The sequence below is a fragment of the Azonexus sp. IMCC34842 genome (genome assembly GCF_050368855.1).
Taxonomy (GTDB): domain Bacteria; phylum Pseudomonadota; class Gammaproteobacteria; order Burkholderiales; family Rhodocyclaceae; genus Azonexus; species Azonexus denitrificans_A.
Genome location: NZ_CP178449.1, coordinates 656,286 through 682,102, shown reverse-complemented (window position 1 = coordinate 682,102; position 25,817 = coordinate 656,286). Strand labels below are relative to the sequence as shown.

The 25,817-nt window shown below is 65.0% G+C and carries 19 protein-coding genes; 5 read left to right on the top strand and 14 right to left on the bottom strand.

Annotation, left to right across the window (positions count from 1 at the left end; genetic code table 11):
- Positions 1-6: 6 nt before the first annotated feature.
- The 5 genes from glcF to hyi are packed head-to-tail and all read right to left on the bottom strand — an operon-like array spanning position 7 to position 5,831.
- On the bottom strand, positions 7-1,245 hold the full coding sequence (glcF, locus tag ACLIKD_RS03135) for a glycolate oxidase subunit GlcF (protein ID WP_428827141.1): 1,239 nt from the start codon (positions 1,243-1,245) through the stop codon (positions 7-9).
- Positions 1,245-2,294, bottom strand: coding sequence for a glycolate oxidase subunit GlcE (glcE, locus tag ACLIKD_RS03130; RefSeq protein ID WP_428827140.1), 1,050 nt, complete (start codon positions 2,292-2,294; stop codon positions 1,245-1,247). Before glcE ends, glcF begins: the two co-directional genes overlap by 1 nt.
- A complete protein-coding gene (locus ACLIKD_RS03125) occupies positions 2,294-3,775 on the bottom strand; it encodes an FAD-linked oxidase C-terminal domain-containing protein (protein WP_428827139.1) in 1,482 nt (493 codons plus the stop codon). Before ACLIKD_RS03125 ends, glcE begins: the two co-directional genes overlap by 1 nt.
- A 5-nt stretch (positions 3,776-3,780) precedes the next feature.
- A complete protein-coding gene (locus tag ACLIKD_RS03120; protein ID WP_428827138.1) occupies positions 3,781-5,043 on the bottom strand; it encodes a glycerate kinase type-2 family protein in 1,263 nt (420 codons plus the stop codon).
- Positions 5,040-5,831 carry a hydroxypyruvate isomerase gene (gene hyi / locus ACLIKD_RS03115; protein ID WP_428827137.1) on the bottom strand — a complete coding sequence of 264 codons (792 nt, stop codon included), beginning with the start codon at positions 5,829-5,831 and terminating at the stop codon, positions 5,040-5,042. Before hyi ends, ACLIKD_RS03120 begins: the two co-directional genes overlap by 4 nt.
- A 62-nt stretch (positions 5,832-5,893) precedes the next feature.
- On the opposite strand from hyi, the gene ACLIKD_RS03110 reads away from it, so the two are divergent.
- Genes ACLIKD_RS03110 through ACLIKD_RS03100 form a run of 3 tightly spaced genes read left to right on the top strand, consistent with a single transcriptional unit; the run spans position 5,894 to position 7,595 of the window.
- Entirely contained in the window at positions 5,894-6,472 is a 579-nt protein-coding gene (locus tag ACLIKD_RS03110) for a cob(I)yrinic acid a,c-diamide adenosyltransferase (protein ID WP_428827136.1), read from the top strand.
- Positions 6,469-6,756 (top strand): DUF1330 domain-containing protein, encoded by a 288-nt coding sequence (locus ACLIKD_RS03105; RefSeq protein ID WP_428827135.1) that lies wholly within the window; start codon positions 6,469-6,471, stop codon positions 6,754-6,756. The genes ACLIKD_RS03110 and ACLIKD_RS03105 overlap by 4 nt, the downstream gene beginning before the upstream one ends.
- A 17-nt stretch (positions 6,757-6,773) precedes the next feature.
- Entirely contained in the window at positions 6,774-7,595 is an 822-nt protein-coding gene (locus ACLIKD_RS03100; protein ID WP_428827134.1) for a crotonase/enoyl-CoA hydratase family protein, read from the top strand.
- Positions 7,596-7,603: 8 nt separating this feature from the next.
- Here ACLIKD_RS03100 and ACLIKD_RS03095 read toward each other — a convergent pair whose 3' ends face one another.
- From ACLIKD_RS03095 to ACLIKD_RS03065, 7 genes are all read right to left on the bottom strand, one after another.
- Positions 7,604-10,258 (bottom strand): cation-translocating P-type ATPase, encoded by a 2,655-nt coding sequence (locus ACLIKD_RS03095; protein WP_428827133.1) that lies wholly within the window; start codon positions 10,256-10,258, stop codon positions 7,604-7,606.
- Between the two features lie 183 nt (positions 10,259-10,441).
- The gene (aroG, locus tag ACLIKD_RS03090) at positions 10,442-11,521 is read right to left on the bottom strand and encodes a 3-deoxy-7-phosphoheptulonate synthase AroG (protein ID WP_226418831.1); all 1,080 of its coding nucleotides are present in this window, start codon (positions 11,519-11,521) and stop codon (positions 10,442-10,444) included.
- Positions 11,522-11,628: 107 nt separating this feature from the next.
- Entirely contained in the window at positions 11,629-12,411 is a 783-nt protein-coding gene (locus tag ACLIKD_RS03085; RefSeq protein WP_428827132.1) for a type IV pili methyl-accepting chemotaxis transducer N-terminal domain-containing protein, read from the bottom strand.
- Positions 12,412-12,515: 104 nt separating this feature from the next.
- Positions 12,516-13,139 carry a c-type cytochrome gene (locus ACLIKD_RS03080; RefSeq protein WP_226418829.1) on the bottom strand — a complete coding sequence of 208 codons (624 nt, stop codon included), beginning with the start codon at positions 13,137-13,139 and terminating at the stop codon, positions 12,516-12,518.
- Positions 13,140-13,167: 28 nt separating this feature from the next.
- Entirely contained in the window at positions 13,168-14,613 is a 1,446-nt protein-coding gene (tldD, locus tag ACLIKD_RS03075) for a metalloprotease TldD (protein ID WP_428827131.1), read from the bottom strand.
- 10 nt (positions 14,614-14,623) lie between these two features.
- Positions 14,624-15,397, bottom strand: coding sequence for a carbon-nitrogen hydrolase family protein (locus ACLIKD_RS03070; RefSeq protein ID WP_428828375.1), 774 nt, complete (start codon positions 15,395-15,397; stop codon positions 14,624-14,626).
- A gap of 32 nt (positions 15,398-15,429) precedes the next feature.
- Positions 15,430-19,320 carry a YhdP family protein gene (locus ACLIKD_RS03065; RefSeq protein ID WP_428827130.1) on the bottom strand — a complete coding sequence of 1,297 codons (3,891 nt, stop codon included), beginning with the start codon at positions 19,318-19,320 and terminating at the stop codon, positions 15,430-15,432.
- Between the two features lie 102 nt (positions 19,321-19,422).
- Here ACLIKD_RS03065 and glnE point away from each other — a divergent pair, with 102 nt between their 5' ends.
- A complete protein-coding gene (glnE, locus tag ACLIKD_RS03060; protein WP_428827129.1) occupies positions 19,423-22,131 on the top strand; it encodes a bifunctional [glutamate--ammonia ligase]-adenylyl-L-tyrosine phosphorylase/[glutamate--ammonia-ligase] adenylyltransferase in 2,709 nt (902 codons plus the stop codon).
- A 75-nt stretch (positions 22,132-22,206) separates the two neighbouring features.
- On the opposite strand, the gene mscL is transcribed toward glnE, so the two are convergent.
- Entirely contained in the window at positions 22,207-22,629 is a 423-nt protein-coding gene (gene mscL, locus ACLIKD_RS03055; protein WP_428827128.1) for a large conductance mechanosensitive channel protein MscL, read from the bottom strand.
- An 80-nt stretch (positions 22,630-22,709) separates the two neighbouring features.
- Positions 22,710-23,885 carry a pyridoxal phosphate-dependent aminotransferase gene (locus tag ACLIKD_RS03050; RefSeq protein ID WP_428827127.1) on the bottom strand — a complete coding sequence of 392 codons (1,176 nt, stop codon included), beginning with the start codon at positions 23,883-23,885 and terminating at the stop codon, positions 22,710-22,712.
- Positions 23,886-24,069: 184 nt separating this feature from the next.
- Here ACLIKD_RS03050 and ACLIKD_RS03045 point away from each other — a divergent pair, with 184 nt between their 5' ends.
- Positions 24,070-25,776, top strand: a complete 1,707-nt coding sequence (locus tag ACLIKD_RS03045) for a diguanylate cyclase domain-containing protein (protein WP_428827126.1) — start codon at positions 24,070-24,072, stop codon at positions 25,774-25,776.
- Positions 25,777-25,817 lie beyond the last annotated feature (41 nt).

Sequence of the window (25,817 nt, the reverse complement as noted above, 5' to 3'; positions counted from 1 at the left end):
TGCCGCTCACCCCAGCACTTCGTCGATCAATTCGATCCAATGCCGCACCGGCAAAAGACTGCCAGCCTGCAGATGGGTCAGACAGCCGATATTGGCCGTGGCAATCGCCTGCGGCGAACCTGCGTTCAAGGCGGCTAGCTTGTCGTGACGCAACCGCGCCGACAACTCCGGCTGGAGAACCGCATAGGTTCCGGCCGAACCGCAACACAGGTGGGCATCACCGACCGGGGTCAGGGCGTAGCCGGCGGCACCGAGAAACTCCTCGATGGTGCCGCGGATCTTCAACCCGTGCTGCAGTGTGCACGGCGAATGGAAGGCAAGCTTGCCGCGTTTTCCCTCCACCGCCGCCAACCGGGCGAGCACCGCGGTGCGTTCGGCGACCAGTATTTCCGACGGATCGCGGCACAACACGCTGATTTTTGCCGCCTTTTCGGCATATGCCGGATCATCAATCAGGGCATGGCCGTAGTCCCTGACCTGCACGCCACAACCGGAGGCGGTGACGACGATTGCCTCGATGCCGGCGTCGACATGCGGCCACCAGGCGTCGATATTGCGCCGCATGTCGGCACGGGCGGCAGCCTGGTCATTGAGGTGAAAACGCAGGGCGCCACAGCAACCGGCCTTGGCTTCCTCGAACAGTTCGATGCCCAGGCGGCCCAGCACGCGGGCCGTCGCCGCATTGATATTCGGCACCAGCGCCGGCTGGACGCAGCCAGCCAGCGCCAGCATCCGCCGCCGGTGCCCGGCTTTTGCCGGCCACGGCCGGGCCTGGCCGGCTGCCTCGGGCGGCAGCTTGTCGGCCAGCGCCGTCGGCAGCAAGGGACGCAGCATCCGGCCGAGTTTGACGGCCGGGCCGAAGAGCGCCGGCCGCGGCAGGATTTCGCGCAGCGCGAAGCGGAGCCAGGCGCCGCCACCTCGGCGCGGCAGCTTTTCCTCAAGCACCTGACGCCCGATATCGAGCAGGTGGCTGTATCTGACACCGGACGGACAGGTCGTCTCGCAGGACCGGCAGGTCAGGCAACGATCGAGATGCAGGCGGGTCTTTTCGCTGACCGCCTGGCCTTCGAGCAATTGCTTGATCAGGTAGATGCGGCCACGCGGGCCATCTAGTTCATCGCCCAGCATCTGGTAGGTCGGACAGGTGGCGGTACAGAAACCGCAGTGCACGCAACTGCGCAGAATCGCTTCGGCCTCCTGACCGGCACGCGTGTCGCGCATGAAATCGGCGAGTCGGGTATCCATCAAAGCTCCGCGTAGAGATGGCCAGGATTGAGGATGCCGTGCGGGTCGAACGATTTTTTCAGGCGCCGGTGCAGGGCCAGCAAAGCCGGCGACAGCGGGGCAAAAGCACCCTCCCGGCAACGCAATGACTCAGGGGCACGGTACAGCACCGCATGGCCGCCGGCCGCGGTGGCGGCGTCGCGGATGCCAGCCGCCTCGCCGCCATACCAGCGCAGCCCGCCGCCCCACTCGATGGCCCGCAAGCCTGCCAGCCCCGGCACGGCCGCAGTCGACGGCAGGGCCAGCCGCCACAGCACGCCGCCGGCAAAGGCCGGATGGGTCTGCTCGCGGATGGCCAGCCACAGTTGTTCCGAGGCGACCGCCGCAGTGCCGCCGAGCGTCCGGCGCGCCGCCTCGACTGCGGCATGGGCCCCGGTCAGGCGCAGGCTGAGCTGCCCGGCGTGCCAGAACGATGCCGAAATCGGCAGCGGTTGCCCGCCCCACTGGTTGAGCCGGGCAAGCGCCTCCCTTTCGTTCATTTCAAAAAGCAGCGCCTGTTCGGCGACCGGCTTCGGCAACACTTTCAGCGTAACTTCGGCCAGCACGCCCAGTGTACCGAGACTGCCGGCGAGCAACCGCGAGACATCGTAGCCGGCGACGTTTTTCATCACCTGGCCGCCGAAATCGAGGACCTGGCCGGTACCGTCGATCAGTTTGACGCCCAGGACGAAATCGCGCACCGCCCCGGCTTGCTGCCGGCGCGGACCGGACAGCCCGGCCGCGACGCAGCCGCCGAGCGTCGCGCCCGAAAAATGCGGCGGCTCGAAGGCCAGCATCTGACCTTTTTCGGCCAGCGCCGCCTCGATCTCGGCGAGCGGTGTGCCGCAACGGGCGGTGATGTACAACTCGGTCGGTTCGTAGGCGACGATCCCGCGATAGGCCGACACGTCGAGCACGTCGCCGGCCAGCATGCCGCCGTAGAAATCCTTGCTGCCGGCACCGCGAATGCGCAGCGGGCTACGGCTATCAGCCGCCAGGCTTAGCGCGTCAACGATGTAATCGAGGCGCATCAGAAACGCTCCAGCTCGGGAAATTTCAAATCGCCGTGATGCACATGCATGCGCCCGTACTCGGCGCAGCGGTGCAGGCTGGGCACGGCCTTGCCCGGATTGAGCAGGCCCTGTTCGTCGAACGCCGTCTTGATGCGGCGGAAGGCTTCGAGTTCCGGCGTCTTGTACTGGACGCACATCTGGTTGATCTTCTCGATGCCGACCCCGTGTTCACCAGTGATCGAGCCGCCAAGCGCCACCGACAACTCGAGGATTTCAGCCCCGAAGGCTTCGGCCCGCGCCCATTCGCCGGCTTGGGCGGCGTCGTACATGATCAGCGGATGCAGGTTGCCGTCGCCGGCATGGAAAACGTTGGCGCAGCGCAGGCGGTATTTCTTTTCCATCTCGGCGATCGCCGCCAGCATTTCGGCCAGCCGCTTGCGCGGAATGGTGCCATCCATGCAGTAGTAGTCCGGCGTGATCCGCCCGACCGCTGGAAAAGCCGCCTTACGCCCGGCCCAAAAGCGCAGCCGTTCGGCTTCCGACTGCGAAACACGGATATCGCTGGCGCCGGCCGCCGTCAGCACCGCCGTGACGCGGGCGATTTCCTCAGCCACTTCCTCCGGCATGCCATCCGATTCGCAGAGCAGAATGGCCGCTGCATTCAGGTCATAGCCGGCCTTGACGTAGGGCTCGACGGCGGCGGTCGCCGGCTTGTCCATCATTTCCAGGCCGGCCGGGATAATGCCGGCGGCGATGATCGCTGCCACCGCGTCGCCGGCCTGCGCCACATCGGCGAAGGAAGCCATCACGACCTGGGCCAGTTCCGGCTTGGGCACCAGCTTGACGGTCACCTCGGTGACCACGCCAAGCATGCCTTCGGAACCGATGAGCAAGGCCAGCAGGTCGTAGCCGGGGGCGTCCGGCGCGGCGGAGCCGATCTCGAAGACATCGCCCTCGATGCTGACGACACGGATACGCAGCACGTTATGCACGGTCAGGCCGTATTTCAGGCAATGCACGCCGCCCGAGTTCTCGGCGACGTTGCCGCCCAACGTGCAGGCGATCTGCGACGACGGATCGGGCGCGTAATACAGGCCGAACGGCGCCGCCGCTTCCGACACCGCCAGATTGCGCACGCCGGGCTGGACGACGGCGAGGCGGGCCTCGCGGTCGACGCGCAGAATCTTGTTGAAACGGGCCAGCGACAGCACGACACCCTGGGCATGCGGCATCGCGCCGCCCGACAGGCCGGTGCCGGCGCCGCGCGCGACGACCGGCACGCCGAGTCGGTGACAGGTGCGCAGCACATCGATCACCTGCCCTTCGTTTTCCGGCAGACAAACGGCGAGCGGCAGTTCGCGGTAGGCGGTGAGGCCGTCGCACTCGTAGGGCCGCAGATCCTCTTCGTCGCTCAGCAGGCAATGCGCCGGCAGCACGTTGCGCAGGTTTGCCGCCAGCAGCTGGCGGTCGGTCGCAAAGGTCGGTTCGCTACTTGGCATGACGGTCATTCTAACCCCACGATAATGGCGCGAAAGTCGTTGACGTTGGTCCGCGTCGGCCCGGTGATCAGCAGGTCGCCGAGCGCCGCGAAGTAGCCCCAGGCATCGTTGTCCGCCAGATGGGCCCGGCCGTCCAGGCCGAGCGCCCGGGCCCGGCCCGGGGTTTCCGGTCCGACATAGGCGCCGGCATTGTCCTCGGAACCGTCGATGCCGTCGGTATCGGCGGCCAGTGCATGAATGCCCGGCGCGCCGTCGAGAGCCAAGGCCAGGCCAAGCAGGAATTCCGTATTGCGCCCGCCACGCCCCTGGCCTTTCAGCGTCACCGTCGTTTCCCCGCCGGACAGCAGGACACAGGGCTTGGTAGCGGGAAAACCGTGCCTGGCGCAACTGAGTGCCACACCGGCCAGCACCTTGCCGACTTCGCGCGCTTCACCCTCGATCGCATCGCCGAGAATCAGCGGCGTGATGCCGAGCTGGCGCGCCGCCGCGGCAGCCGCTTCGAGCATCTGGCGCGGGCTGGCGATCAGCTGGAAGGCGCTGTTGGCGAGGCGCGGATCGCCGGGTTTCGGCGTTTCGAGGGCGCCCGAGACCAACCGGGCGCGCAGCGCCGGGGGAACAGCGATGGTGTGGAAATCGAGTATCCGGAGCGCCTCGGCCGCCGACGTCGGATCGGCTACGGTCGGTCCCGAGGCGATGACTGCCGGATCGTCGCCCGGTACGTCGGAAATCGCCAGCGTCAGCAGCCGGGCCGGCCAGGCGGCAGCGGCCAGCCGGCCCCCCTTGATCGCCGAGAGGTGTTTGCGCACGCAGTTGATCTCGCCGATGGCCGCTCCCGACTTGAGCAGCGCCGCCGTGATCGCCCGCTTGTCGGCCAGCGTAATGCCGTCGGCCGGAGCCGCCAATAGCGCCGAGCCGCCGCCGGAAATCAGCGCCAGCACGCGGTCGTTTTCAGCCAAACCGTGAACCTTGGCGAGCATTCGTTGCGCCGCCTGTTCGCCGGCCGCATCGGGCACCGGATGGGCGGCTTCGACAATCTCGATCCGATCACACGGCACGCCATGGCCATAGCGGGTGACGACCAGCCCGTCGAGCGGCCCCGACCAGTGCTGCTCGACGGCCCGCGCCATCGCCGCCGAAGCCTTGCCGGCGCCGATGACGATCAACCGGCCGCCGTCATCCGGCGGCAGCTGCGGCGGCACGCACCAGGCCGGATCGGCCGCGGCAATCGCCGCATCGAACAAACGGCGGAGAGTTTCGCCCGGTGTCATGACGCCGCGCCGTTGGGCTGCGGCAGCCAGCCAAGACCGGCCTCGGTGCTGGCCAGCGGCCGGTATTCGCAACCAACCCAGCCGGCGTAGCCCAGGCGGTCGAGCAAGGTGAACAGGGCCGGATAATCGATTTCGCCACTGCCCGGCTCGTGCCGGCCGGGAAAGTCGGCAATCTGGATGTGGCCGATACGCTGGATATTCTTTTCCAGCGTGCGCGCCAGATCGTCGCCCATCACCTGGGCGTGGTAGATGTCGTACTGCACTTTGACGTTGCTGCGGTCGATGGCGTCGAGCAGCGCAAAAGCCTTGGCCACGTCATCCAGCCAGTAGCCCGGCATGTCGAGGCGGCTGTTGATCGGCTCGATCAGCACGCTGGCGCCGATACTGGCGAAACGGTCGGCGGCATGGCACAGGTTGGCGATATAGGTCGCCTCGAGTTCGGCCTCGCCGACGCCAGCCGGGCGCAGGCCGGCCATGCAATGGACGCGCCGGCAATCGAGCAGCATGGCGTACTCCAGCGCCTGGTCGACGCTTTCGGCAAACTCGCCGCGGCGCTTCGGCAAGCAGGCTAGGCCGCGCTCGCCGGCCGCCCAGTCGCCGGGCGCCAGGTTGAACAGCACCTGTTCGAGCCCGGCTGTCTGCAGCCATTGCGCCACCTCGGGCGCCGGCCAGGCATAGGGAAACAGGTATTCGACGCCGGTGAAGCCGGCCGCAGCCGCGCGCTGGAAGCGCTCGGGGAACGCCACGTCGGCAAAAAGAAAACTTAGATTGGCGGCGAACTTTGGCATCGGGGCGACAGTCTTTGGAACGGGCCAAAAGTATAATCCGGCCACTACAAGGAGAGACAACCGTGAGCGAAACCGAAAAAGAACGCAAGGGCAACCGCCTGTCGAAAATCGTCACCCGTACCGGCGATGCCGGCACCACCGGCCTCGGCGACGGTAGCCGGACCACCAAGGACAGCCTGCGCATCGATGCCATCGGCGAAGTCGACGAGCTGAATTCCGGCCTCGGCGTGCTGCTCTGCGAAGAGATGCCGAACAGCGTGCGCACCGCACTGCTCGACATCCAGAACGACCTGTTCGACCTCGGCGGCGAACTCTGCCTGCCCGGCATGGCGGTCATCAAGGACATCCAGGTGGCCCGCCTCGAGGAATTGGCCGACCAGTTCAATGCCGACCTGCCGATGCTCAAGGAATTCATCCTGCCCGGCGGCACCCGCGCCGCCGCCCTCGCCCACCTGAGCCGTACCGTCTGCCGCCGGGCCGAACGCTCGATGGTTCGCCTGCACGGCGCCGAAGGCTTGTCCGAAGCGGCTCGCCGTTACATCAACCGGCTGTCCGACCTGCTGTTCATTCTCGGCCGGGCCCTCAACCGGGCCGGCGGCCGCGGCGACGTGTTGTGGCAAAAAGGCAAGAACGCCGCATGAGCGCCTGCGTGATCGGCCACATCACCGTCAAGGATGCCGAGAAATGGGCGCAATACCGCGCCCAGGTGCCGGCGACGCTCGCCCCGTGGGGCGCCGAGCTGCTCTTTCGCGGGCAGCTGGCCGACATTCTCGACGGCCGGCATGCTCACACCGACACCGTCGTCATCCGCTTTCCCGATCGCGCTGCGGTCGATGGCTGGCACGGCTCGGCCGCCTACCAGGCACTGATTCCGCTGCGCCAGCAGGCGGCCGATCTCGACCTGCTGACTTTCTCCGACCAATGACGCTTGCGAGCCCCGCGATGACCCTGCCGACCTTTGCCACCCTCGCCCTCAGCCTCGATCAGGGCATCGCCGAAGTCCGCCTGAACCGGCCGGACAAGTCGAACGCGATGAACGACGCGATGTGGCAGGAAATCCGCCAGGCTTTCGAGTGGATCGACGCCACCCCGGAAGCGCGCGTCGCCATCCTCAGCGGCGCCGGCAAGAACTTTTGCGCCGGCATCGACCTCGCCATGCTCGGCAGCATCCAACAGCGGATCGCCAGCCCGGATGGGGCGCGCAGCCGCGAAGCCTTGCGCCGCCTGATTCTCGACCTGCAGGATTGCCTCACAGCGATCGAACGCTGCCGCAAGCCGGTACTCGCCGCCATCCACGGCGCCTGCGTCGGCGGCGCGCTGGACCTCGTCACCTGCTGCGACATGCGCTATGCGACGAGCGATGCCATTTTCTCGATCAAGGAAATCGACCTCGCCATGGTCGCCGATGTCGGCACCCTGCAACGCCTGCCCCGCCTGATCGGCGACGGCATGAGCCGCGAGCTGGCCTACACCGGGCGCCATGTCGGGGCGGCCGAGGCGGCAACGCTCGGCCTGATCAACCAAGAGTTTGCCTCGACTGAAGACCTGGTCGCCGCAGTCCGCGAACTGGCCCTCGCCATCGCCGCCAAATCCCCGCTGGCGACGCGCGGCCTGAAGGAAGTGATGAACTTCAGCCGCGATCATTCGGTCGCCGACGGCCTCAATTTCGTCGCCACCTGGAACGCCGCATTGCTGCTCTCCGGCGATCTCGAGGAAGCGATCGCCGCCCAGCGCGAACGACGGCAACCCCGCTTCGCCGACTGAGCGCCGGCTCAACCGCGGCGCCGCACCAGGTATTTGCGGCCTTCTTCGAGCAAGCCAAAGCCGAGGGCGAGCAGGACGATCCATAGCCAAACCTGCGGCTCGAAGGCCTGTGTCGCGAACAGTGCATGGCCCGGCGGGCTATACACGATGAGCAGGATCAAACCCAGTTCGACCGCCACGCCAAGCAGCAACAGCGGATTCTGGCGCAGCGAGAAGCTCGCGGCGGCTTCCCGCGGATGCCGACAGAGAAAGACATTGACCATCTGGGCGACGACGATGGCCGCCAGACAGGCGGTGGTCGCCTGCAGATAGAGCGGATCGAACGTGGCGAGCGGCAGGCCGTATTGCCAGCCGCCAAGTTGCAGCACGCCGAAGAACACGGTCAGCGCCACGCCGGCTTCCAGCATGCCCAGCCAGAGATAGGCGCGGGCCAGCAAGGACCAGGACAGCAGGCGCTCTTCGGCCGGCCGCGGCGGCTGCTGCATCAGCTTGGGGTCCGGCCGTTCGGCGCCGAGCGCCAGGGCCGGCAGCATGTCGGTCCCGAGATCGACGGCGAGAATCTGGATGATGGTCAGCGGCAGCGGAATCCTGAACAGCATGTAGGCCAGATAGGGCATCAGCTCGGGAATGTTCGAGGTCAGGATGTAGGTGAGGAATTTCCGGATGTTCTCGAAAACCGCCCGGCCTTCTTCGACGGCATTGACGATACTGGCGAAATTGTCGTCGAGCAGGATCATGTCGGCCGCCGCCTTGGCCACGTCGGTCCCGGCAATGCCCATGGCGATGCCGATGTGGGCGGCCTTCAGGGCCGGCGCATCATTGACGCCATCGCCGGTGACGGCGACGATTTCGCCCTTGTTCTTCAGCGCATTGACGACCAGCATCTTCTGTTCCGCGGTAACGCGGGCAAAGATGATTTCCGGGCTGTCGAGGGCGATCTGCAGTTGCGCCGGCGTCATCTTGCGCAGGCTTTCGCCGAGGACCGTCTGCGGCTGCGGCCCCCGCACCAGGCCGATTTCCCGGGCGATGGCGAGGGCCGTATGCGGATGGTCGCCGGTCACCATGATCACCTTGATCCCGGCCGAATGGCAGCGGGCGATGGCTTCCGGCACTTCCGGCCGGGGCGGATCATGCAAGCCGATCAAGCCGGAAAAGACCAGCCCCTGTTCGACCAGCGGCTCGGCCTTGGCCAGCCGGCGCCAGGCAAAGGCGAGGACTCGCAGGCCCTGGTCGGCCATCGCCTCCTGCGCCTTGAGGATGCCTTGCCGGGCCGGCTCGTCCAGCGCCATTTCGCGGCCACCGTCCTGCCGCGTCGCACAGAGCTGCAACACCACTTCCGGCGCGCCCTTGCAGTACAGCCAGCGCTCGCCGGCCTGCTCGACGATAACCGACATCCGGCGCCGGTCGCTGTCGAAAGGCAGCTGCCCGAGGATCGGCGTGTCGCCACCAACCCCGGCCTGTTCGGCATAGCTGCGGAGCGCCACTTCCATCGGGTCGCCCAGCCAGACTTCGCCGCCCGCCGCCTGGCTGCGCTTGAGATTGTGGCAATGGCGGATGTTGCTCAGCAGATGCCCGGCTCCGGACAGCGCCGCCGGATGCTCGCCCGGCAGCAAGGCACCGTCGACAAAAACCTGGCGGACGCTCATCCGGTTCTCGGTCAGCGTGCCAGTCTTGTCGCTGCAGATGACAGTGGTCGCCCCCAGCGTTTCGACCGCCGGCAGGTGGCGGACCAGGGCGTTGCGCCGGGCCATGCGCTGGGTCGCCATGGCCAGCGACAAGGTGACGGTCGGCAACAGACCTTCCGGCACGTTGGCGACGATGATGCCGATGGCGAACATCAGATTGGTCCAGAACGGCAAGCCGATCACCGTGCCAATGGCGAAGAACACCAGGCCGAGCGTGGTGGCGAAGATGGCCACCAGTTTGGACAGGCGGGCAATCTCCAGTTGCAGATGCGACACCGATTTGGTCGCCGTCTGCGTCAGGTGGGCGATCTTGCCGAACTCGCTGTGCATGCCGGTGGCAAAGACCAGGGCCCGTCCCTGCCCGGAGATCAGCGAGGTGCCGGCGAGCAGCAGATTTTTCGCATCGAACGGCACGTCCCCGCCGACACTTTCCGGCGTGCGCGCCTTGGGCTGCGACTCGCCGGTAATGGTCGAGGTATTGACCCGGACGTCGCTCCCGGCAATCAGGCGACAGTCGGCCGGGACATTGTCCCCCTCTTCAAGCAGCACGATATCGCCGGGGACCAGGGAATCGGCCGGCAAGGTGAACAACTGGCCATCGCGGACGACTTTGGCCGATGGCGGCAGCAGCTTGCGCAACGCGGCAATCGCCTGTTCGGCCCGGTACTCCTGCCAGAAGGAAAAACTGCCATTGATCAGAATCACCGCAACGATGGCCGCACCGAGTTGCCACATGCCTTCATCCGGGCTTTGCGATTCGGCGAAGAAGGCCAGGCCGGCAGCCACCCACAGGATCAGCGCAAAGAAATGCGAAAACTCCTTGAGAAACTGCCGCCACAGCGGCGCCCGCCGCACTTCGGCGATGGTGTTGGCGCCGTACTCGCGCAGGCGTCTTTGCGCCTCGACCGAGCTCAAGCCATCGCTCGAACTGCGCAGGCTGTTCAGGGCATCCGGAACGGAAATATTGGCGATGTGCATTGGCCGGACCAGGTTGTTTTCGTCACCTGTTCAGGCTAGCCCAAAAAAAGCCAATTTGAATTAACTAAATCGCCTGTTGGGCAGTAATGGCGGCAGTCCCGAACGGGAGGAGGCCGCAATGAAAAAGGGGAGGCAATCTGCCTCCCCGTGGTTCGGGCCGCTGACGCGGTGAGCCGGGCCAGCTTACTCGGCCGCTTCGGCCAGCCGCCGGGCGCGCACGGCGGCGGCCAGTTGCTCGAGAACCTTCACGCTGTCGTCCCAGTTGATGCAGGCGTCGGTGATGCTCTGGCCGTAGGTCAGTTCCTTTTCCGGCGCCAGATCCTGGCGCCCTTCGACCAGGTGCGATTCGACCATCACCCCGACGATGCGCTCTTCACCGGCCGCCAGTTGGGCAGCGACACTGTCGCTAACCTCCATCTGCAGCTTGAATTGCTTGCGGCTGTTGCCATGCGAGAAGTCGATCATCAGTCGGGCGGCAAGGCCGGCCTTGGCGATTTCGGTGCAGGCGGCGTCGACGCTGGCCGGATCGAAATTCGGCTCCTTGCCGCCGCGCAGGATGACGTGGCAATCCTCGTTGCCCAGCGTCGAGACGATGGCGGTATGGCCGGTCTTGGTCACCGACAGGAAATGGTGCGGCGAATTGGCCGAGCGGATGGCGTCGACGGCGATGCGCATGTTGCCGTCGGTGCCGTTCTTGAAACCGACCGGGCAGGACAAGCCGGAAGCCAGTTCGCGATGCACCTGCGATTCGGTGGTGCGGGCGCCGATGGCGCCCCAGGCGATCAGGTCGGCGGTGTATTGCGGCGTGATGGTGTCGAGGAACTCGGTGGCGCAAGGCAGGTCGAGTTCGTTGATTTCGAGCAGGATACGGCGGGCCAGGCGAATGCCTTCGTTGATGCGGAAGGTGTTGTCGAGGCGCGGATCGTTGATCAAGCCCTTCCAGCCGACCGTGGTGCGCGGTTTCTCGAAATAGACGCGCATCACGACGACCAGGTCGTCGGCGTATTTTTCCGCTTCCTTGGCCAGCTTCCTGGCGTAGTCGATGGCCAGGTCGTAATCGTGGATCGAACAGGGGCCGATCACCACCAGCAGACGGTCGTCGGCGCCGTGCAGGATGCGGTGGATGGCCTGGCGGGCGGTGTAGGTGGTTTGTGCCGCCCGATTGGATACCGGATATTCGCGGAAGACGTGGGCCGGCGGCACCAGTTCCTTGATTTCCCTGATACGAATGTCGTCGGTATTCGGTTTACTTTGCGGCGTCATGGCCAGCCCCATTCAAGATTGGAGAAAGGCAAGCATTCTACCGGATGGTCAGCGAAGATTTCGCTCTTGCGCGGCCGGGCGAAGCGCGAGACCTCAGGCCGTGCCGCTCACTTTGGCAGCTTTTCGTAGAGTCCGACAACGCCTTCCATCTCTTCCAGAATACGTTCGCTGGTTGTCGCGACCGCCGTTTGCGCGCGCTTGTCGGCCAGCGTCCTTTGGCCCAGCGCACTGTCGAAGAAGAACCACTGCTGCTTGACCAGATCCAGCGCATCCTTGATCTGGACGGTATTGGCCTGGGACGCCAGCAGATCCTGCTGGGCCTCGGTAAATTCCTTGCGCGCCTTGTCCAGGTTGGCGGCACTCTTGTCGTCCGCCACGCCCCAGGCTCCCGCCTGATAGAACTTGGCGATGCGCTGCGACAGCATGCGCTGGCGTCCCGAGACGTTGACCAGTTGACCGGCCAGCGAGCCGGAACGCTTTTCCAGTTGAACGGTTCCCTGCTGGGCCAGCGCCAGCACTTCCTCGGAAATCGCCAGCACCTTGCGGCCATTTTGCGGCGAGGGAGCAGCCCCGAGCAGCAGATCCTTGTAGGCCAGCCATGACTTTTCCAGCTTCAGGTAGGTATCCTTGATTTCCGGCGTCGGGGCGTAATTCTTCAACTCGACCAGCTGGCGGTCGAAGGCGGCAATCGACGCATCCATGACGCGCTTGCTGCGCTCCACCTCGATCTGCTGGCCGATCTGAAAATAGGCCTTGGCCATGCGCTGCGACAGCATTCGCTGTCGCCCGGCCTTGTTGATGGCCGAATTGATGTCGCTGATCTGGGCCAGCGCGTCGTTAGCGACAATACCCAGGAAAAATACGAGCAGAACACTGAGAACGGCCTTCAATTTGCCTCCGCCTATGGCTTTTTGCAAGCACGGAGGATAGCCGTCGGGTAAACCCCACTACCATGATGTGCATCAACAATCTGACCGGCCGGTCAGATCGTCGATCAGCGCAGTTGCGTCAGGTAATTGGCCACGGCGAGGATGTCTTCGTTCTTCAGCGTCGCGGTGGCGATGCTCATCAACTGGTTGTTGCGGATCCCCGTGCCATCGCGATAGCGGGTAATCGAGGTTTGCAGGTAGGGCAGTTTCTGTCCGGCCAGGCGCGGGTAGAGTTCGTTGCCGCGCGCCTGCTCGCCGTGGCAGCGGACGCACAGCTTGGCGAACAGCTCCTTGCCGCGCGCCGCCTGCGCCGCGTCGGCACGCGACGGCGGAACGGTGGTACTGGCGTAGTAGGTGGCGATCTGCACCCGCTCTTCATCCTTGAGCACCTTGATCAGGCCCTGCATGAACGGGTCCTTGCGCTCGCCGGCGCCAAACTTGCGAATCTGCTCGAGCAGATAGGCCGGGTTCTGGCCGGCCAGATTGGGCACTTCGGGCGTCTTGCTGATGCCGTCTTCGCCGTGGCAGTTGGCGCAGAAGAAGGAGACCTTCTTGCCGGAGTCGATTGCTGCCCGCAATGCCACCGGATCGGACCCGATGACTTTGAGCCGCTCCTGCAGCGCCGCCGGTGACTCCGCGAAAACCGACGTAGACGCCAGCAGGCCAAGCAGCAAGAACAATCCGCGCATCACAATCCCCCTTCAAGTTGTGGTGACATTATGCCGTTCCACCCACCGTCAGTCCATCGATACGCAGGGTTGGCTGGCCGACGCCGACCGGCACGCTCTGGCCTTCCTTGCCGCAAGTACCGACGCCGGGATCGAGTTTGAGGTCGTTGCCGATCATCGACACCCGGGTCAGCACGTCCGGGCCGTTGCCGATCAGCGTCGCGCCCTTGATCGGCCGGGTCACCTTGCCGTCCTCGATCAGGTAGGCCTCACTCATCGAGAAGACAAACTTGCCGCTGGTGATATCGACCTGGCCGCCGCCGAAATTGGCGGCGTAGATGCCCTTCTTGACCGACTTGATGATTTCCGCCGGATCGTGCTCGCCGGCCAGCATCATGGTGTTGGTCATGCGCGGCAGCGGCAGGTGGGCGAAGGATTCGCGGCGCCCGTTACCGGTCGGCGCGACGCCCATCAGGCGGGCATTCAGGCTGTCCTGCAGGTAACCCTTGAGGATGCCGTCTTCGATCAGCACGGTCCGCTGCGTCGGATTGCCTTCGTCATCGATGTTCAAGGAACCGCGGCGGTCGACAATCGTGCCGTCGTCGATCACCGTGACGCCCTTGGCGGCAACGCGCTGGCCGATCCGGCCAGAGAAGGCGGAACTGCCCTTGCGATTGAAATCGCCCTCCAGACCGTGACCAACCGCTTCGTGCAGCAGGATGCCCGGCCATCCGGCGCCGAGCACCACCGTCATCTGGCCGGCCGGCGTCGCTTCGGCATGGAGATTGATAATCGCCTGATGGACCGCTTCCTGCGCGTAGTGCTGGAGAACTTCGTCGGAGAAATAGGCGAAATCGAAACGCCCGCCGCCGCCCGCCCCGCCCTGCTCGCGCTTGCCGTTTTCCTCGACCACTACCGACACCGAACAACGGACCAGCGGCCGGATATCGGCCGCCATGCGGCCATCCGAACCGGCCACCATGATCACTTCGTATTCGCCGGCCAGCGAGGCCATGACCTGGATCACGCGCGGATCGAGGGCGCGGGCGAAACCTTCCAGACGCTCGAGCAGCTTGACCTTGGCTTCGGCCGGCAGCGAGGCGATCGGATCATTCGGCACATACAGGCGGTGCCCGGCCGCGCCGTGTTTCAGGGCCGGCAGGGTGCCGCTCTGGCCAACCGAAGCAATCGCCCGGACAGCATTGGCCGCATCGCCGAGAGCCCGCGAACTGATGTCGTCGGAGTAGGCGAAAGCGGTCTTTTCCCCGGAAATGGCCCGCACGCCAACGCCCTGGTCGATATTGAAGCTGCCCGACTTGACGATCCCCTCGTCCAGACTCCAGGCTTCGGAACGCGAATACTGGAAATAGAGATCGGCGTAATCGACCTGGTGCTTCAGGATCTGCCCGAAAGTCCGCGACAGATCGCCCTCGGTCAGCGAAAAAGGGGCGAGCAGCAGGGATTCGGCTTGCGCCAGGGCACTGTTTGGATTCATTGATACTCCGTCAGAGAATTCGGTGGGCAAGGGCCGGCAGGCTCTCGCGAATTTCGGCAATACGGGCGTGGTCGAGATCGGCAATGACGACGCCCGGCCCTTTCATCTTGCGATCGAGGATTTCACCCCAGGGGTCGACGATCATGCTGTTGCCGTGGGTCAGCCGACCATTTTCATGCCGGCCTCCCTGTCCGACCGCCAGCAGGTAGCATTGGTTCTCGATGGCGCGGGCGCGCAGCAGAATTTCCCAGTGGGCGCGGCCGGTGGTATCGGTGAAGGCGGCCGGCATCATGATCAGATCGACCGTCCCGAGCGCCCGGTACAACTCGGGAAAGCGCAGGTCGTAGCAGATCGACAGGGCAATGCGGCCGAACGGCGTATCGACGGCGACCGGTTGCGAGCCGGGCTCGATGAAAGCCGCTTCGTCGTAAGCCTCAAGGCCTTTCCGGAAACCAAACAGATGAATTTTGTCATAGCGCGCGACGCATTCGCCGGCCGGGTTGTACACCAGACTGGCATTGCGCATCTTGTCCGGCACCGAGGCGGCCAGCGGCAGGGAGCCGGCAAAAATCCAGATGCAGTGCCGTGCCGCGGTTTCCGCCAGCCAGTCCTGGACCGGCCCGTGGCCGAAATCCTCGCGCGCCTTGACGCGGTCGGCGTCGGCCGCGCCGATGATCGGAAAATATTCGGGCAGGGCGACCAGTTGCGCGCCCTGCGCCACCGCCTCGTCGACCAGCCGGCCGGCACTCGCCAGGTTATCGGCGACACGCGGCCCGGAGACCATCTGCAATGCGGCAATCCGGCAATTCTGTTTGCTCAAGGTTTGCTTTCCCCTTCGTTCTTCGGTTTTGCTTGCGGCGGCGATTCGCCCGCCTTGTCGACTTGCGGATCGCTCCAGCTACCGGTCACATGATAGCGGTAGCTGAACAGCCGGCTCAGCGGATTTTGCAGAACAGCATTGGCCAGCAGCGTCGCCGCGCCGACCACCGGATTGACCAGCGCCGCACCCATCGCCGCGGCATTGCCAATTTCCGGCCGGACGACCACCTGCATGTCCTGGGTTTCCGCTTTCAGATCGGTTTCGCCCTGGATCTCGATCTGCGCCGCCGGTCCCTTGATGCGCAGGGGATCGTTCGTGCGCATCACGCCCTTTTTCACCGCCAGCTTGCCCTCGATGCTGTCAAAAGCCAGGCCGTCGCTGAAAATATCGCGAAAATCCAGGGTCAGCCGGCGCGGCAGGGATTGCAGCGAGATCAGGCCGAGCAGCTTGCCGACGCCCGGCTCCAGCTTGTTGAACTGGCCTTTTTCGGCATTGACCGTCATCTGACCGGTCAGCGACGGATAATCGATCCCGGTCAGCGGACCGTTCCACTGCAGGTCGCCGCTCAGTTTGGCCGCCCCCCGGCGGACCGCATCGACGTAGCCGAGACGTTCGAGGAGCTTGCCGACATCCTTGGCCGTCAATTCGAAATCCATCCGCGTCTGATGCTTGCCGGTATTGTTCCAGACCCCCTTGCCTTTCAGGGCACCATCCGGGTTCTGCAGGCTGAGCAGGTCGAGATTCCATGCGCCCTTGTCGTTGCGCGCCTTGAGCTCCAGCTTGCCGAGCGCCTTTTCGCCGATACGGAAATCGTCGACGACCAGACTCATGCCCGGCAGGGAGTTGATCAGCGTCGTGCTGCCTTCGGCGACTTCGGCCGCCGGGCGGACGATCAGGCGCTTGAAATTGCCCTCGACCCAGCCCTCGCCGCTACTGCGCCAGAACACGTCGCCGACCGCTTCGCGGGTATTCAGGCCGATCTGCCAGCCGGTATCGCGCGGCCGCAGGCTGACGTCAACCTGGCTGTAATCACGGCCCATCAAGTGCAGCTGCGGCGTTTTCAGCGTAACCACGTTGAGGCCCAGGCCGCCGCCATTGGCGGCACCCGGACTGGCGCTGCCATCCGGACTCGCCGCGCCTTCCGGCAGGAAGTTCTTCCAGGCATCGGCATCGATTTTCGGGGTCGCGACGCGCACCGCCAGGCCTTTATCGGGCAGCCGTGGCTCGGCTTCGCCGACGGCAAAGACGCCACGCTCCCAGTTGCCCTGCTGACGAATGATCAAGCCCTGGGCGACCTTGCCCAGCGTAATCCGATACTGCTCCCGCGTGGCGTCCGGCGCGCTGCGTTCGATGCGCAGCGGCAGCGGCATCGTCGCATTCTTGTTGAGCGGCTCGGGCAGTGGCGAACTGATGCCGAGCAGGTCCGACTCGACGACGATGTCGGCATTGCGCTTGCGAATGCTGATGTCGGCCTTCCAGCCGGTCCGGCCAGTCAGGTGATTGATCAGGGGCCAGCCGAAGTGACTGCTCACGTCCGCCATGTTGGCGGTCCCGCTGGCCAGCACCCCGACCTTGTCGCCGACATTCCTGACCTGAACCTTGAGCGGCCCGCCGAAAACCTTGCCGCTGATGTCCTGGGCCGAAACGCTGTTCTCGGTGATCGACAGCCGGCCATTGACCTGGGTCAGCGGCGGCAAGCCGGCCAGCGGCTGCAACTGGTTGTTCTGGAAGCGGTAGTCGCCGCGCACCTTGGTGTCCAGCGCGTGGCGCAGCGGGATGTCTAGTTCGAGGTCGAGCCGGCCGTTACCGCTGGCTTTCATGCCTTCGGTGAAGCGATCAATCGAATCGGCGACCGGGCTGTGATCGATGAAACGGAAAAACTCGCCGGTCGGCCCCTGCGCCAGCCCGCGGACGAGCAGCATTTCCTCGTGCGACTCGAAATCCGGGATTTCGACCGTCACGTCGGACAGCTTGGCGCCGAAAATACCCCCCTGGCTGGCCGCGATCTTCATGCCGATGCCAAAGGTCATGTCGGCGGCGATATTGTCGATGACCGGCCAGCCCGGCGCGTAATCGACCTTGGCATCGGCCGCCTTGGCGGTGACGATGAACTTGCCGCCGCGCCCATCGCGGAAGGGAAAATCCTTCAGGTTGCCTTGCAGCACCAGCCGACCGTCGTAGCCACGCCCGGCGACGATGCCGCGGCGGATCCAGGCGCGGGCATCGGCATTGACGGCATGCGGCATGTAACGCCAGACGGCGCGCCCATCGGCGCGGTCCACATGGGCCACCAGGTCGATCTCGCCGGGACCGTCGCCGGTGAACCGATAGGTGCCGCGCGCCGAACCGGCGGCATCCGGGCCGGCGAAATCGAGTTTCTCCAGTTTGATATCGACGCCGGCACCGACCGTTTTCCAGGTGGTTCTGGCCTTCAGGCTGTCGAAGGCGATATCCGGCTCGGGAAAGACCGCTGGCAGCGACAGCCCGGAAGGACCGGCGTCGAGCAACAGTTCGCCGCCTTTTTCGGTCAGGTCGATGTTGCCGGACAGGCCGTTCGCTCCGGGGAAATAGCCGCCGGGAAGAATGCCCAGCTGGGCGAAGCCGGCTTTCAGCGAATAGCGCTTCAGGGCCTCGCCTTCCAACCCCCAACTGGCGCGCAGTTCGCTGATCCGCCCTTGCGGCTGGTGTATTTGCAGCAATTCGCGGCTCCGCTCGTCAAGCGGCATGTAGGCGGCCAGGCTGGCGAGCGCCGAAAAATCGAGGAAACTGGCACTGGCGCTGCCACTGACGGCGGCCGTTTGCGGATTGCGCCGCCATTCGACCTGAAAATCGGTGGGCGCGACACGGACGCCCTGCTGCGTCAGCAACTCGAGCTTGCGCCCGACCACCGCCCAGACACCGGGCCGATAGCGCCCCTCAAGACGGCCACGCAGGCTGGCCAGATCGAGTTCGGGCAATTTGCTCCCCAGTCCGATCCGCAGTTCCTCGAGCGCCACATCGGCGGTCAGCTTGCCGCCGCCATCTTCCAGATCGCCCCATACGCGCAGCGCGCCGCGGCCTTGCGGCAGACGCAGCGGGTAATCGACCCAACTCCGCCAGCCAGCCAGATCTGCGTAATCGAGCTGGACGAAGACCTTGCCGGACAGACTTTCCAGGGCATCGCCGAGATCGCCCTTGACCTCGCCACGGATGTCGATCCGCGCGGCCAGTTCGTCGGGTGGAGCGGCCGACAAGCCAAAGCGATGGCGACTACCGCTATTGTCGAGGGCAAACTGCAGGTCTTCCAGAATCAGCGGCGGCGCCTGCCGCAAGCGGTCGTCCCAGACGATCGTCGCATTGCGGATGCGGATGCGCCGCTGTTCGAGCACCCATTCGGCAAAAGCCGGGTCGCTCTCGCCTTCCGTCGCCATGCCGGCCACGCTGATCCGGCCGCCGGTATCGCGGCGCACCTGCAGCACAGGGCCTTCAAAGGCGAGCAGCGACAAGGTCGGCCGCAAGCGCCACAACGACTGCCAGGACAGCACGCTCTCGACCCGGGCCAGCGAAAAGGCCAGGGCGCCCTGCCGGTCGAGGATACGCACGTCGTCGAGCACGAGATCCGGGTTCAAGCCCTGCCAGCGCGCCTCGACTCGGCCGATACTGACCGTTTGCCCGACGGCCCGCGTCGCCGCCTGCTCGATTTCGCTCAGGTAATCGCCGACCTTGGGCAGCACGACATAACGCAAGGCGAGCACCAGCACGACGAAGGCCAGCCAAGCGACGAACAGCCCCCAGCCGAGCATCCGTACCCCGCGGCGAACGGCCGGCTTGGCCAGGATCGGCCACAGCCAGTGCAAGCGGTGATAGAGCGCGCTGCGGAGTTCCGCACGAAGCTGCGGATTACTCACGGATAAAACTGCTTTGCCAGAAAGTGGAATAGGTCACTACAATCAAAAATTCGCCAAAACCGGCATTCTATCCTGTTCGGCAAATGTGCCGATTGAGCAATCATGGACACCACACTCGATCCCCGCTGGCATAACGCCCTCAGCCACAGCCGCTATCTGGCCAACCAGCTGCAGGCCCATCCCGAGATGATTCCGGAATTGGCCGCCAGCTGGCTCCAGCCGCTCTCCGAAGATCTGCTGCTGGCCCCGCTGAAGGCCGCCTTTGCCGACGACGAGGCGGTCAAGTCGGTGCTGCGCCGGCTGCGCCACCGGGCGATGGCCCATATCGCGCTGCGCGACCTGTGCGGCCTGGCGCCGCTCGACGAAGTGGTCGAGAGCATGACCCTGCTCGCCGACATCACGACCAATTTTGCCCTCGATTACCACCACCGCCAGCTCGCCCTCACCTACGGCGAGCCGCTCGACCGGGCCGGCCAGCCGCAACGCCTGCTGATCATCGGCATGGGCAAGCTGGGCGGCCGCGAACTGAACGTCTCGTCGGACGTCGATTACATCTTCATCTACCCGGAAGAAGGCGACACCAACGGCAAGAAGAGCATCGAGAACTACGATTTCTTCACCCGGCTTGGCAAGCGGGTGATTTCGGCGCTCGGCGATCTGACCGCCGATGGCCAGGTTTTCCGCGTCGACATGCGGCTACGGCCGAATGGCGACTCGGGGCCGCTGGTCTGCTCGCTCGACGCGCTGGAAAACTATTTCGTCACCCAGGGCCGCGAGTGGGAACGCTACGCCTGGATCAAGTCGCGGGTCATGAACACCGGCCCGAATGCCGATGGAGCGGCGCTCGGCGAGTGGATGACGGCGCTGCGCCGGATCTCCCGCCCCTTCGTCTTCCGCAAATACCTCGATTTCGGGGCGATCAACGCGATGCGCGACCTGCACGCCCAGATCCGCCGCGAAGTGGCGCGCAAGGACATGGCCGACCACGTCAAGCTCGGCCCGGGCGGCATTCGCGAAATCGAGTTCATCGCCCAGGTCTTCCAGTTGATTCGCGGCGGCCGCGACACCACGCTGCAGATTCGCCCGACCCTTTCGGTGCTCAAGCTGCTCGTTGAACGCCAACTGCTGCCGGCCGAAAGCGAACAGGAGCTGCACACCGCCTACGTTTTCCTGCGCCGCCTCGAACACCGCCTGCAATACGTCGAAGACAAGCAGACCCACATGCTGCCGGTGGACGACGCCGGCCGGGCGATCATCGCCCGGAGCATGGATTTTCCCGACTGGGCCGCGATGCTGGCGGTACTCAACGGCCACCGGGAAAAAGTCGCCCGGCACTTCGAACAGATTTTTTCGGACCCGGAAGCCGGCGAGCATCCGCTCACCGGATTGTGGCTGAGTCAGCTCGAAGAAGAGACGGCCATCGAAGCCTTCGGCAACCTTGGCTTTCGCCAACCGCGGGAAGCCATCCGGCGCCTGGCCGAATTGCGCGCCTCGAACCGCTACCAGCAACTGCCGAGCACCAACCGCTCGCGACTCGACGCCGTCGGCCCGCGCCTGATCGAAGCGGCCGGGGCGACCAGCGCGCCGGACCTGACGCTGGTCCGCGGCCTGACCTTCCTCGAATGCATCGCCCGCCGCGGCTCCTACCTGGCGCTGCTGCAACAGTACCCGATGGCGCTGCGCCGTGTTGCCGACGTGATCTGCGCCTCGAACTGGGCGGCCGACTACCTGAACCACTACCCGCTGCTACTCGATGAGCTGCTCGACCCGCGCCTCTACGAAATCGCTACCAACTGGGCCGGCTTCCGCGACGAGCTGAAGCGCAACCTGGCTGACCACGCCGGCGACACCGAGCGCGAAATGGACATCCTGCGCGAAGTGCACCACGCCCAGGTGTTCCGCCTGCTGGCTCAGGATCTGGCCGGCCTGCAGACCATCGAAACGCTCTCCGACCACCTCACCGAACTGGCCGACACCATCGTCCAGGAGACCCTGCCACTGTGCTGGAGCACGATCAAGAAACGCCACTGCGCGGTGCCGAAATTCGCCGTCATCGGCTACGGCAAAATGGGCGGCAAGGAACTCGGCTACGCCTCCGATCTCGATCTGGTCTACCTGTTCGACGACGATTCGCAGGAGGCGGCGGAAAATTACACCCGCCTCGGCCAGCGCCTGAACACCTGGCTATCGAGCCAGACCTCGGCCGGCATCCTGTTCGAAACCGACCTCCGCCTGCGGCCGAATGGCGACTCGGGCCTGCTCGCGGTATCGGTCGATTCCTTCCGCGACTACCAGCTGAAAAACGCCTGGGTCTGGGAACACCAGGCGCTCACCCGGGCCCGCTTCTGCGCCGGCGATCCGGCGGTCGGCGCCCGTTTCGAGGCGATTCGCTGCGAAATCCTGCGCCAGCCGCGCGATCTCGCGACGCTGCGGGACGAAGTCGTCGCCATGCGCAAGAAGATGGTCGATGCCCATGCCTCGAACAGCGAGACCGAGTTCGACCTGAAGCACGATCGCGGCGGCATCGTCGATGTCGAATTTATCGTGCAGTACCTGATTCTCGCGTTTGCCAGCCAGCATGCCAGCCTGACCGGCAATCTCGGCAACATCGCGCTGCTCCGGATGGCTGGCGAACTCGGCCTGATCGAGCCGCAACTCGGCCAGGCAGCCGGCAATGCCTATCGCGAATACCGCCGCCTGCAACACGCCAAGCGCCTGACGGCGACGCCGAAAGCGCTGGTCCCGCGCGACGCTATCGAAAAGCACATCAGCGCGGTCAGCGCGCTGTGGCAGGCGGTTTTCGGCAGCTGAACCGGACGGCCAGGGCCCGTCCTCCGCAAGAAAAAAGCCGCATCGAGCGGCTTTTTTTACGGTTTGCGGAAATCCTTACTTCTTCAGTGAATCGCGGATTTCGCGCAGCAGCAGCACGTCTTCCGGCGTCGCCGGGGCGACTTCAGGGGCCGGGGCGGCCGGGCGCAAACGGTTCATCTGCTTGATCATGATGAAGATGATGAAGGCGAGAATGACGAAGTTGACCAGGATGGTCAGAAAGGAACCGTAGGCGAAGACCGGAATGCCGGCCTTCTTGATCTCGGCCAGCGCGACCAGCTTGTTCGGGTTGTCGCCGAGGATGATGAAAAGGTTGGAAAAATCGAGATTGCCGATGACCCGGCCAACCAGCGGCATGATCAGGTCGCCGACGATGGAATCGACGATCTTGCCGAAGGCCCCGCCGATGATGACGCCGACCGCCAGATCCATCGCGTTGCCCTTGACGGCGAATTCCTTGAATTCCTGCAGCATGCTCATGATCACTCCTTTATCCATGACTGTTGATTGGGCGAATTATTCGCACCGGGCGGCGCCAGCGTCAAGCTGATATTCACACCTCAGGCCGGCCGGGGAAAGGCCTTGTCCAGACGCTCGGCGGCCGCCAGCAGCGTTTCCTCCTTTTTGGCGAAGCAGAAGCGGACCACCCGATCATCCCGCCCGTCGGCATAGAACACCGATACCGGGATCACCGCGACGCCGACCTCGCGCGCCATCCATTCGGCAAAGGCGCGATCCGGCAAGGCGGAAAGCCCGGCGTAGCTGGCCAGCTGGAAATAAGTGCCGCGGCAGGGCAACAGCGTGAACGGCGTTTTTTCCAGCAGGCGGCGGAAGAAATCGCGTTTTTCCTGATAAAAGGCCGCCAGTCCGAGATGGCGCGAGGCATCCTGCATGTACTCGGCGATCGCCAGTTGCGACGGCCCATGCACCGTGAACACATTGAACTGGTGCACCTTGCGGAACTCCGCCATCAACACCGCCGGACCGACCACGTAGCCGATCTTCCAGCCGGTGATGTGATAGGTCTTGCCGAAGCTGGAAACGACGATGCTGCGCCCCGCCAGTTCGGCATGGCCGGACAGGCTGAGATGCGCCGCGCCATCGAAGACGATGTGTTCGTAAACTTCGTCGGAGAGGATCACGATGTCGGTGCCGCGGACCAGCGCCGCCAACTGCTCGAGATCGGCCGCCGTGAGCAGGCTGCCGGTCGGATTGTGCGGCGAGTTGACGATGATCATCCGCGTTCGCGGCGTGATCAGTTGCGCCACCTGCGTCCAGTCCGGCGCGTAATCCGGGAACTTGAGCTGGGCATAGACCGCCGTGCCGCCGACCGTTTCGATGGCCGGCACATAGCAGTCGTACACCGGCTCGAAGACGATGACCTCGTCGCCCGGCCGGACGAAGGCGGCAATGGCGGTGAAGATGGCCTGGGTTGCGCCGGCCGTCACCGTCACTTCCGACTCGACATCGAAACGCGTCCCGTACAGCGCCGCGACCTTGTCCACGATGGCCTGGCGCAACTCGGGCACGCCCGCCATCGGCGGATACTGGTTGCGCCCGGCGCACATGTGGCGATGCACCGCATCGAACAGCACCGGTTCGGCCTGAAAGTCCGGAAAGCCTTGCGACAGGTTGACCGCGCCACATTCGGCCGCCAGCCGCGACATCACGGTGAAGATCGTGGTGCCCATGGCCGGGAATTTCGAATGCACTGCAAGCTGCTGATTTTCGATCATTGAAGAGACGCCATCAAATAAGGAGGGGGTTATGCCCGGTATTGTTGAAGAAGCCCGGCTATTGATCAAGCAAAACCGCCGCCCGGCCGGAACAGCGGATGACCGGCCCGGCCGTGCTGGGCGATGATTTTCACCTGAGATCCTGCTACCCTCTGGAGTACCCGAAAGCACCACCCGGAGCAGCATGAACAGGTTTCTTCTTGATCGTCGCTACTGGCTCGTCCCGCTAGCCTTGTGGAGCGCAATCGTGCTGGCCTCGCTGGCCTGGAACCTGTTCGTGATCCAGCGCCAGGTGCTCGAACTCAGCACCAGCCAGGGTCGCGAGGTGTTCCACATGATGGACGCGATGCGCCTGTGGAATGCCCGACATGGCGGCGTTTACGCCAGAGTGACCGAGGACAACCCGGCCAACCCCTATCTCGACGTTCCCGACCGGGACGTGGTCACCCGCGACGGCGTCCGCCTGACGCTGCTCAACCCGGCCTACATGACGCGCCAAGTGACGGAGACCGTCCGCGAACTGACCGGCGTCCAGATCCACATGACCAGCCTCAAGCCGATCAACCCGGGCAACCTGGCCGACCCCTGGGAAACGGCCGTATTGCGCGACTTCGAGCACGGCGTCCGGGAGCGTGCCGAGCTGATCGAGCAGCAGGGACGGACCTTCGTCCGCTTCATGGCCCCGCTCGTCACCCGGCAGGCCTGTCTCGGCTGTCATGCAAAACAAGGCTACCGGATCGGCGACATCCGCGGCGGCATCAGCGTCACCTTCGATACCACGCCGTTCGCCGAGCCGCTGCGTCACCAGAAACGCAATTCCCTGCTGGTCCACCTGGTCGGCTGGGCGCTGGTTGGCGCCCTCACGCTGTTTGCCCTGAGCCGCTCGCGCCAGCAGGTCCTTGCCCTGGACCGGGCGAAGAGCGAGCAGGAGGCCCTGGTCGAGCAGCGGACCGGCGAATTGCTCCGCGAAGTAGTCGAGCGCCGGCAGGCGGAAACCCGCTTGCGGCTGCTCGTCGATGCCTCCGGTAACGGCATTTTCGGGCTGGCCGCCAATGGCGAATGCACCTTCATCAACCCGGTCGCCCTGCGCCTGCTTGGGCACGAGCGGGCCGACACCCTGCTCGGCCGGCCGATCCTCGACCTGATCACCCCGGACGCGGCGCGCGACCAGGGCCTGCACGACGCCTTGCGGCTCGGGCAGCGCCTGCACAGCGACGACTGCCTTTTCCAGCGGGCCGACGGCACCGCCTTCCATGTCGAAATTCGTCTCGACCCGATCGATGACGAGGGACCGGTCGGCGCCGTGGTCAACTTCGCCGACATCACGCTGCGCAAGGCGGCCGAAGCCAACATCTGGCATCAGGCCAACTACGACCCGCTGACCGGACTGGCCAACCGCCGCCTGCTCAGCCACCGGCTCGAACAGATGATCTCCGAGGCCCGGCGTTGCCGGGAAATCATCGCCCTGCTTTTTGTCGATCTCGACGGATTCAAGGCGATCAACGATGCATTCGGCCACGAAGCCGGCGACTATCTGCTGCAGCAGACCGCCCAGCGTCTACAGGCGGGGATTCGCGAAAGCGATCTGGCCGGCCGCCTGGCCGGCGACGAATTCCTGATCGTCCTGCGCCACCTGGCGAGCCAGGAACACGCCGGCGCAGTGGCCGGCAAGCTGGTCGACGCACTGGCCCGCCCCTGCCATTTCCGCGGCCACGAATTGCAGGTCTCGGCCAGTATCGGCATCGGCCTTTACCCGGATGACGCGAACCATGCCAACGAACTGGTCAAGAACGCCGATCTGGCGATGTACCGGGCCAAGGAGGGCGGCAAGAACACCTACCGCTACTACGCCGGCGGCCGTTACGGGGCGAGCTGGTCTCCGGCAAGCTGAGGACGGCCGACAAAAACGCGTAACATTGGCGCCGTCGCTCC

Coding starts and splice junctions, on each gene's coding strand:
- glcF (WP_428827141.1), bottom strand. CDS start 1,245: ATGGATACCCGACTCGCCGATTTCATGCGCGACACGCGTGCCGGTCAG.
- glcE (WP_428827140.1), bottom strand. CDS start 2,294: ATGCGCCTCGATTACATCGTTGACGCGCTAAGCCTGGCGGCTGATAGC.
- ACLIKD_RS03125 (WP_428827139.1), bottom strand. CDS start 3,775: ATGCCAAGTAGCGAACCGACCTTTGCGACCGACCGCCAGCTGCTGGCG.
- ACLIKD_RS03120 (WP_428827138.1), bottom strand. CDS start 5,043: ATGACACCGGGCGAAACTCTCCGCCGTTTGTTCGATGCGGCGATTGCC.
- hyi (WP_428827137.1), bottom strand. CDS start 5,831: ATGCCAAAGTTCGCCGCCAATCTAAGTTTTCTTTTTGCCGACGTGGCG.
- ACLIKD_RS03105 (WP_428827135.1), top strand. CDS start 6,469: ATGAGCGCCTGCGTGATCGGCCACATCACCGTCAAGGATGCCGAGAAA.
- ACLIKD_RS03100 (WP_428827134.1), top strand. CDS start 6,774: ATGACCCTGCCGACCTTTGCCACCCTCGCCCTCAGCCTCGATCAGGGC.
- ACLIKD_RS03095 (WP_428827133.1), bottom strand. CDS start 10,258: ATGCACATCGCCAATATTTCCGTTCCGGATGCCCTGAACAGCCTGCGC.
- aroG (WP_226418831.1), bottom strand. CDS start 11,521: ATGACGCCGCAAAGTAAACCGAATACCGACGACATTCGTATCAGGGAA.
- ACLIKD_RS03080 (WP_226418829.1), bottom strand. CDS start 13,139: ATGCGCGGATTGTTCTTGCTGCTTGGCCTGCTGGCGTCTACGTCGGTT.
- tldD (WP_428827131.1), bottom strand. CDS start 14,613: ATGAATCCAAACAGTGCCCTGGCGCAAGCCGAATCCCTGCTGCTCGCC.
- ACLIKD_RS03070 (WP_428828375.1), bottom strand. CDS start 15,397: ATGGTCTCCGGGCCGCGTGTCGCCGATAACCTGGCGAGTGCCGGCCGG.
- glnE (WP_428827129.1), top strand. CDS start 19,423: ATGGACACCACACTCGATCCCCGCTGGCATAACGCCCTCAGCCACAGC.
- mscL (WP_428827128.1), bottom strand. CDS start 22,629: ATGAGCATGCTGCAGGAATTCAAGGAATTCGCCGTCAAGGGCAACGCG.
- ACLIKD_RS03050 (WP_428827127.1), bottom strand. CDS start 23,885: ATGATCGAAAATCAGCAGCTTGCAGTGCATTCGAAATTCCCGGCCATG.
- ACLIKD_RS03045 (WP_428827126.1), top strand. CDS start 24,070: ATGAACAGGTTTCTTCTTGATCGTCGCTACTGGCTCGTCCCGCTAGCC.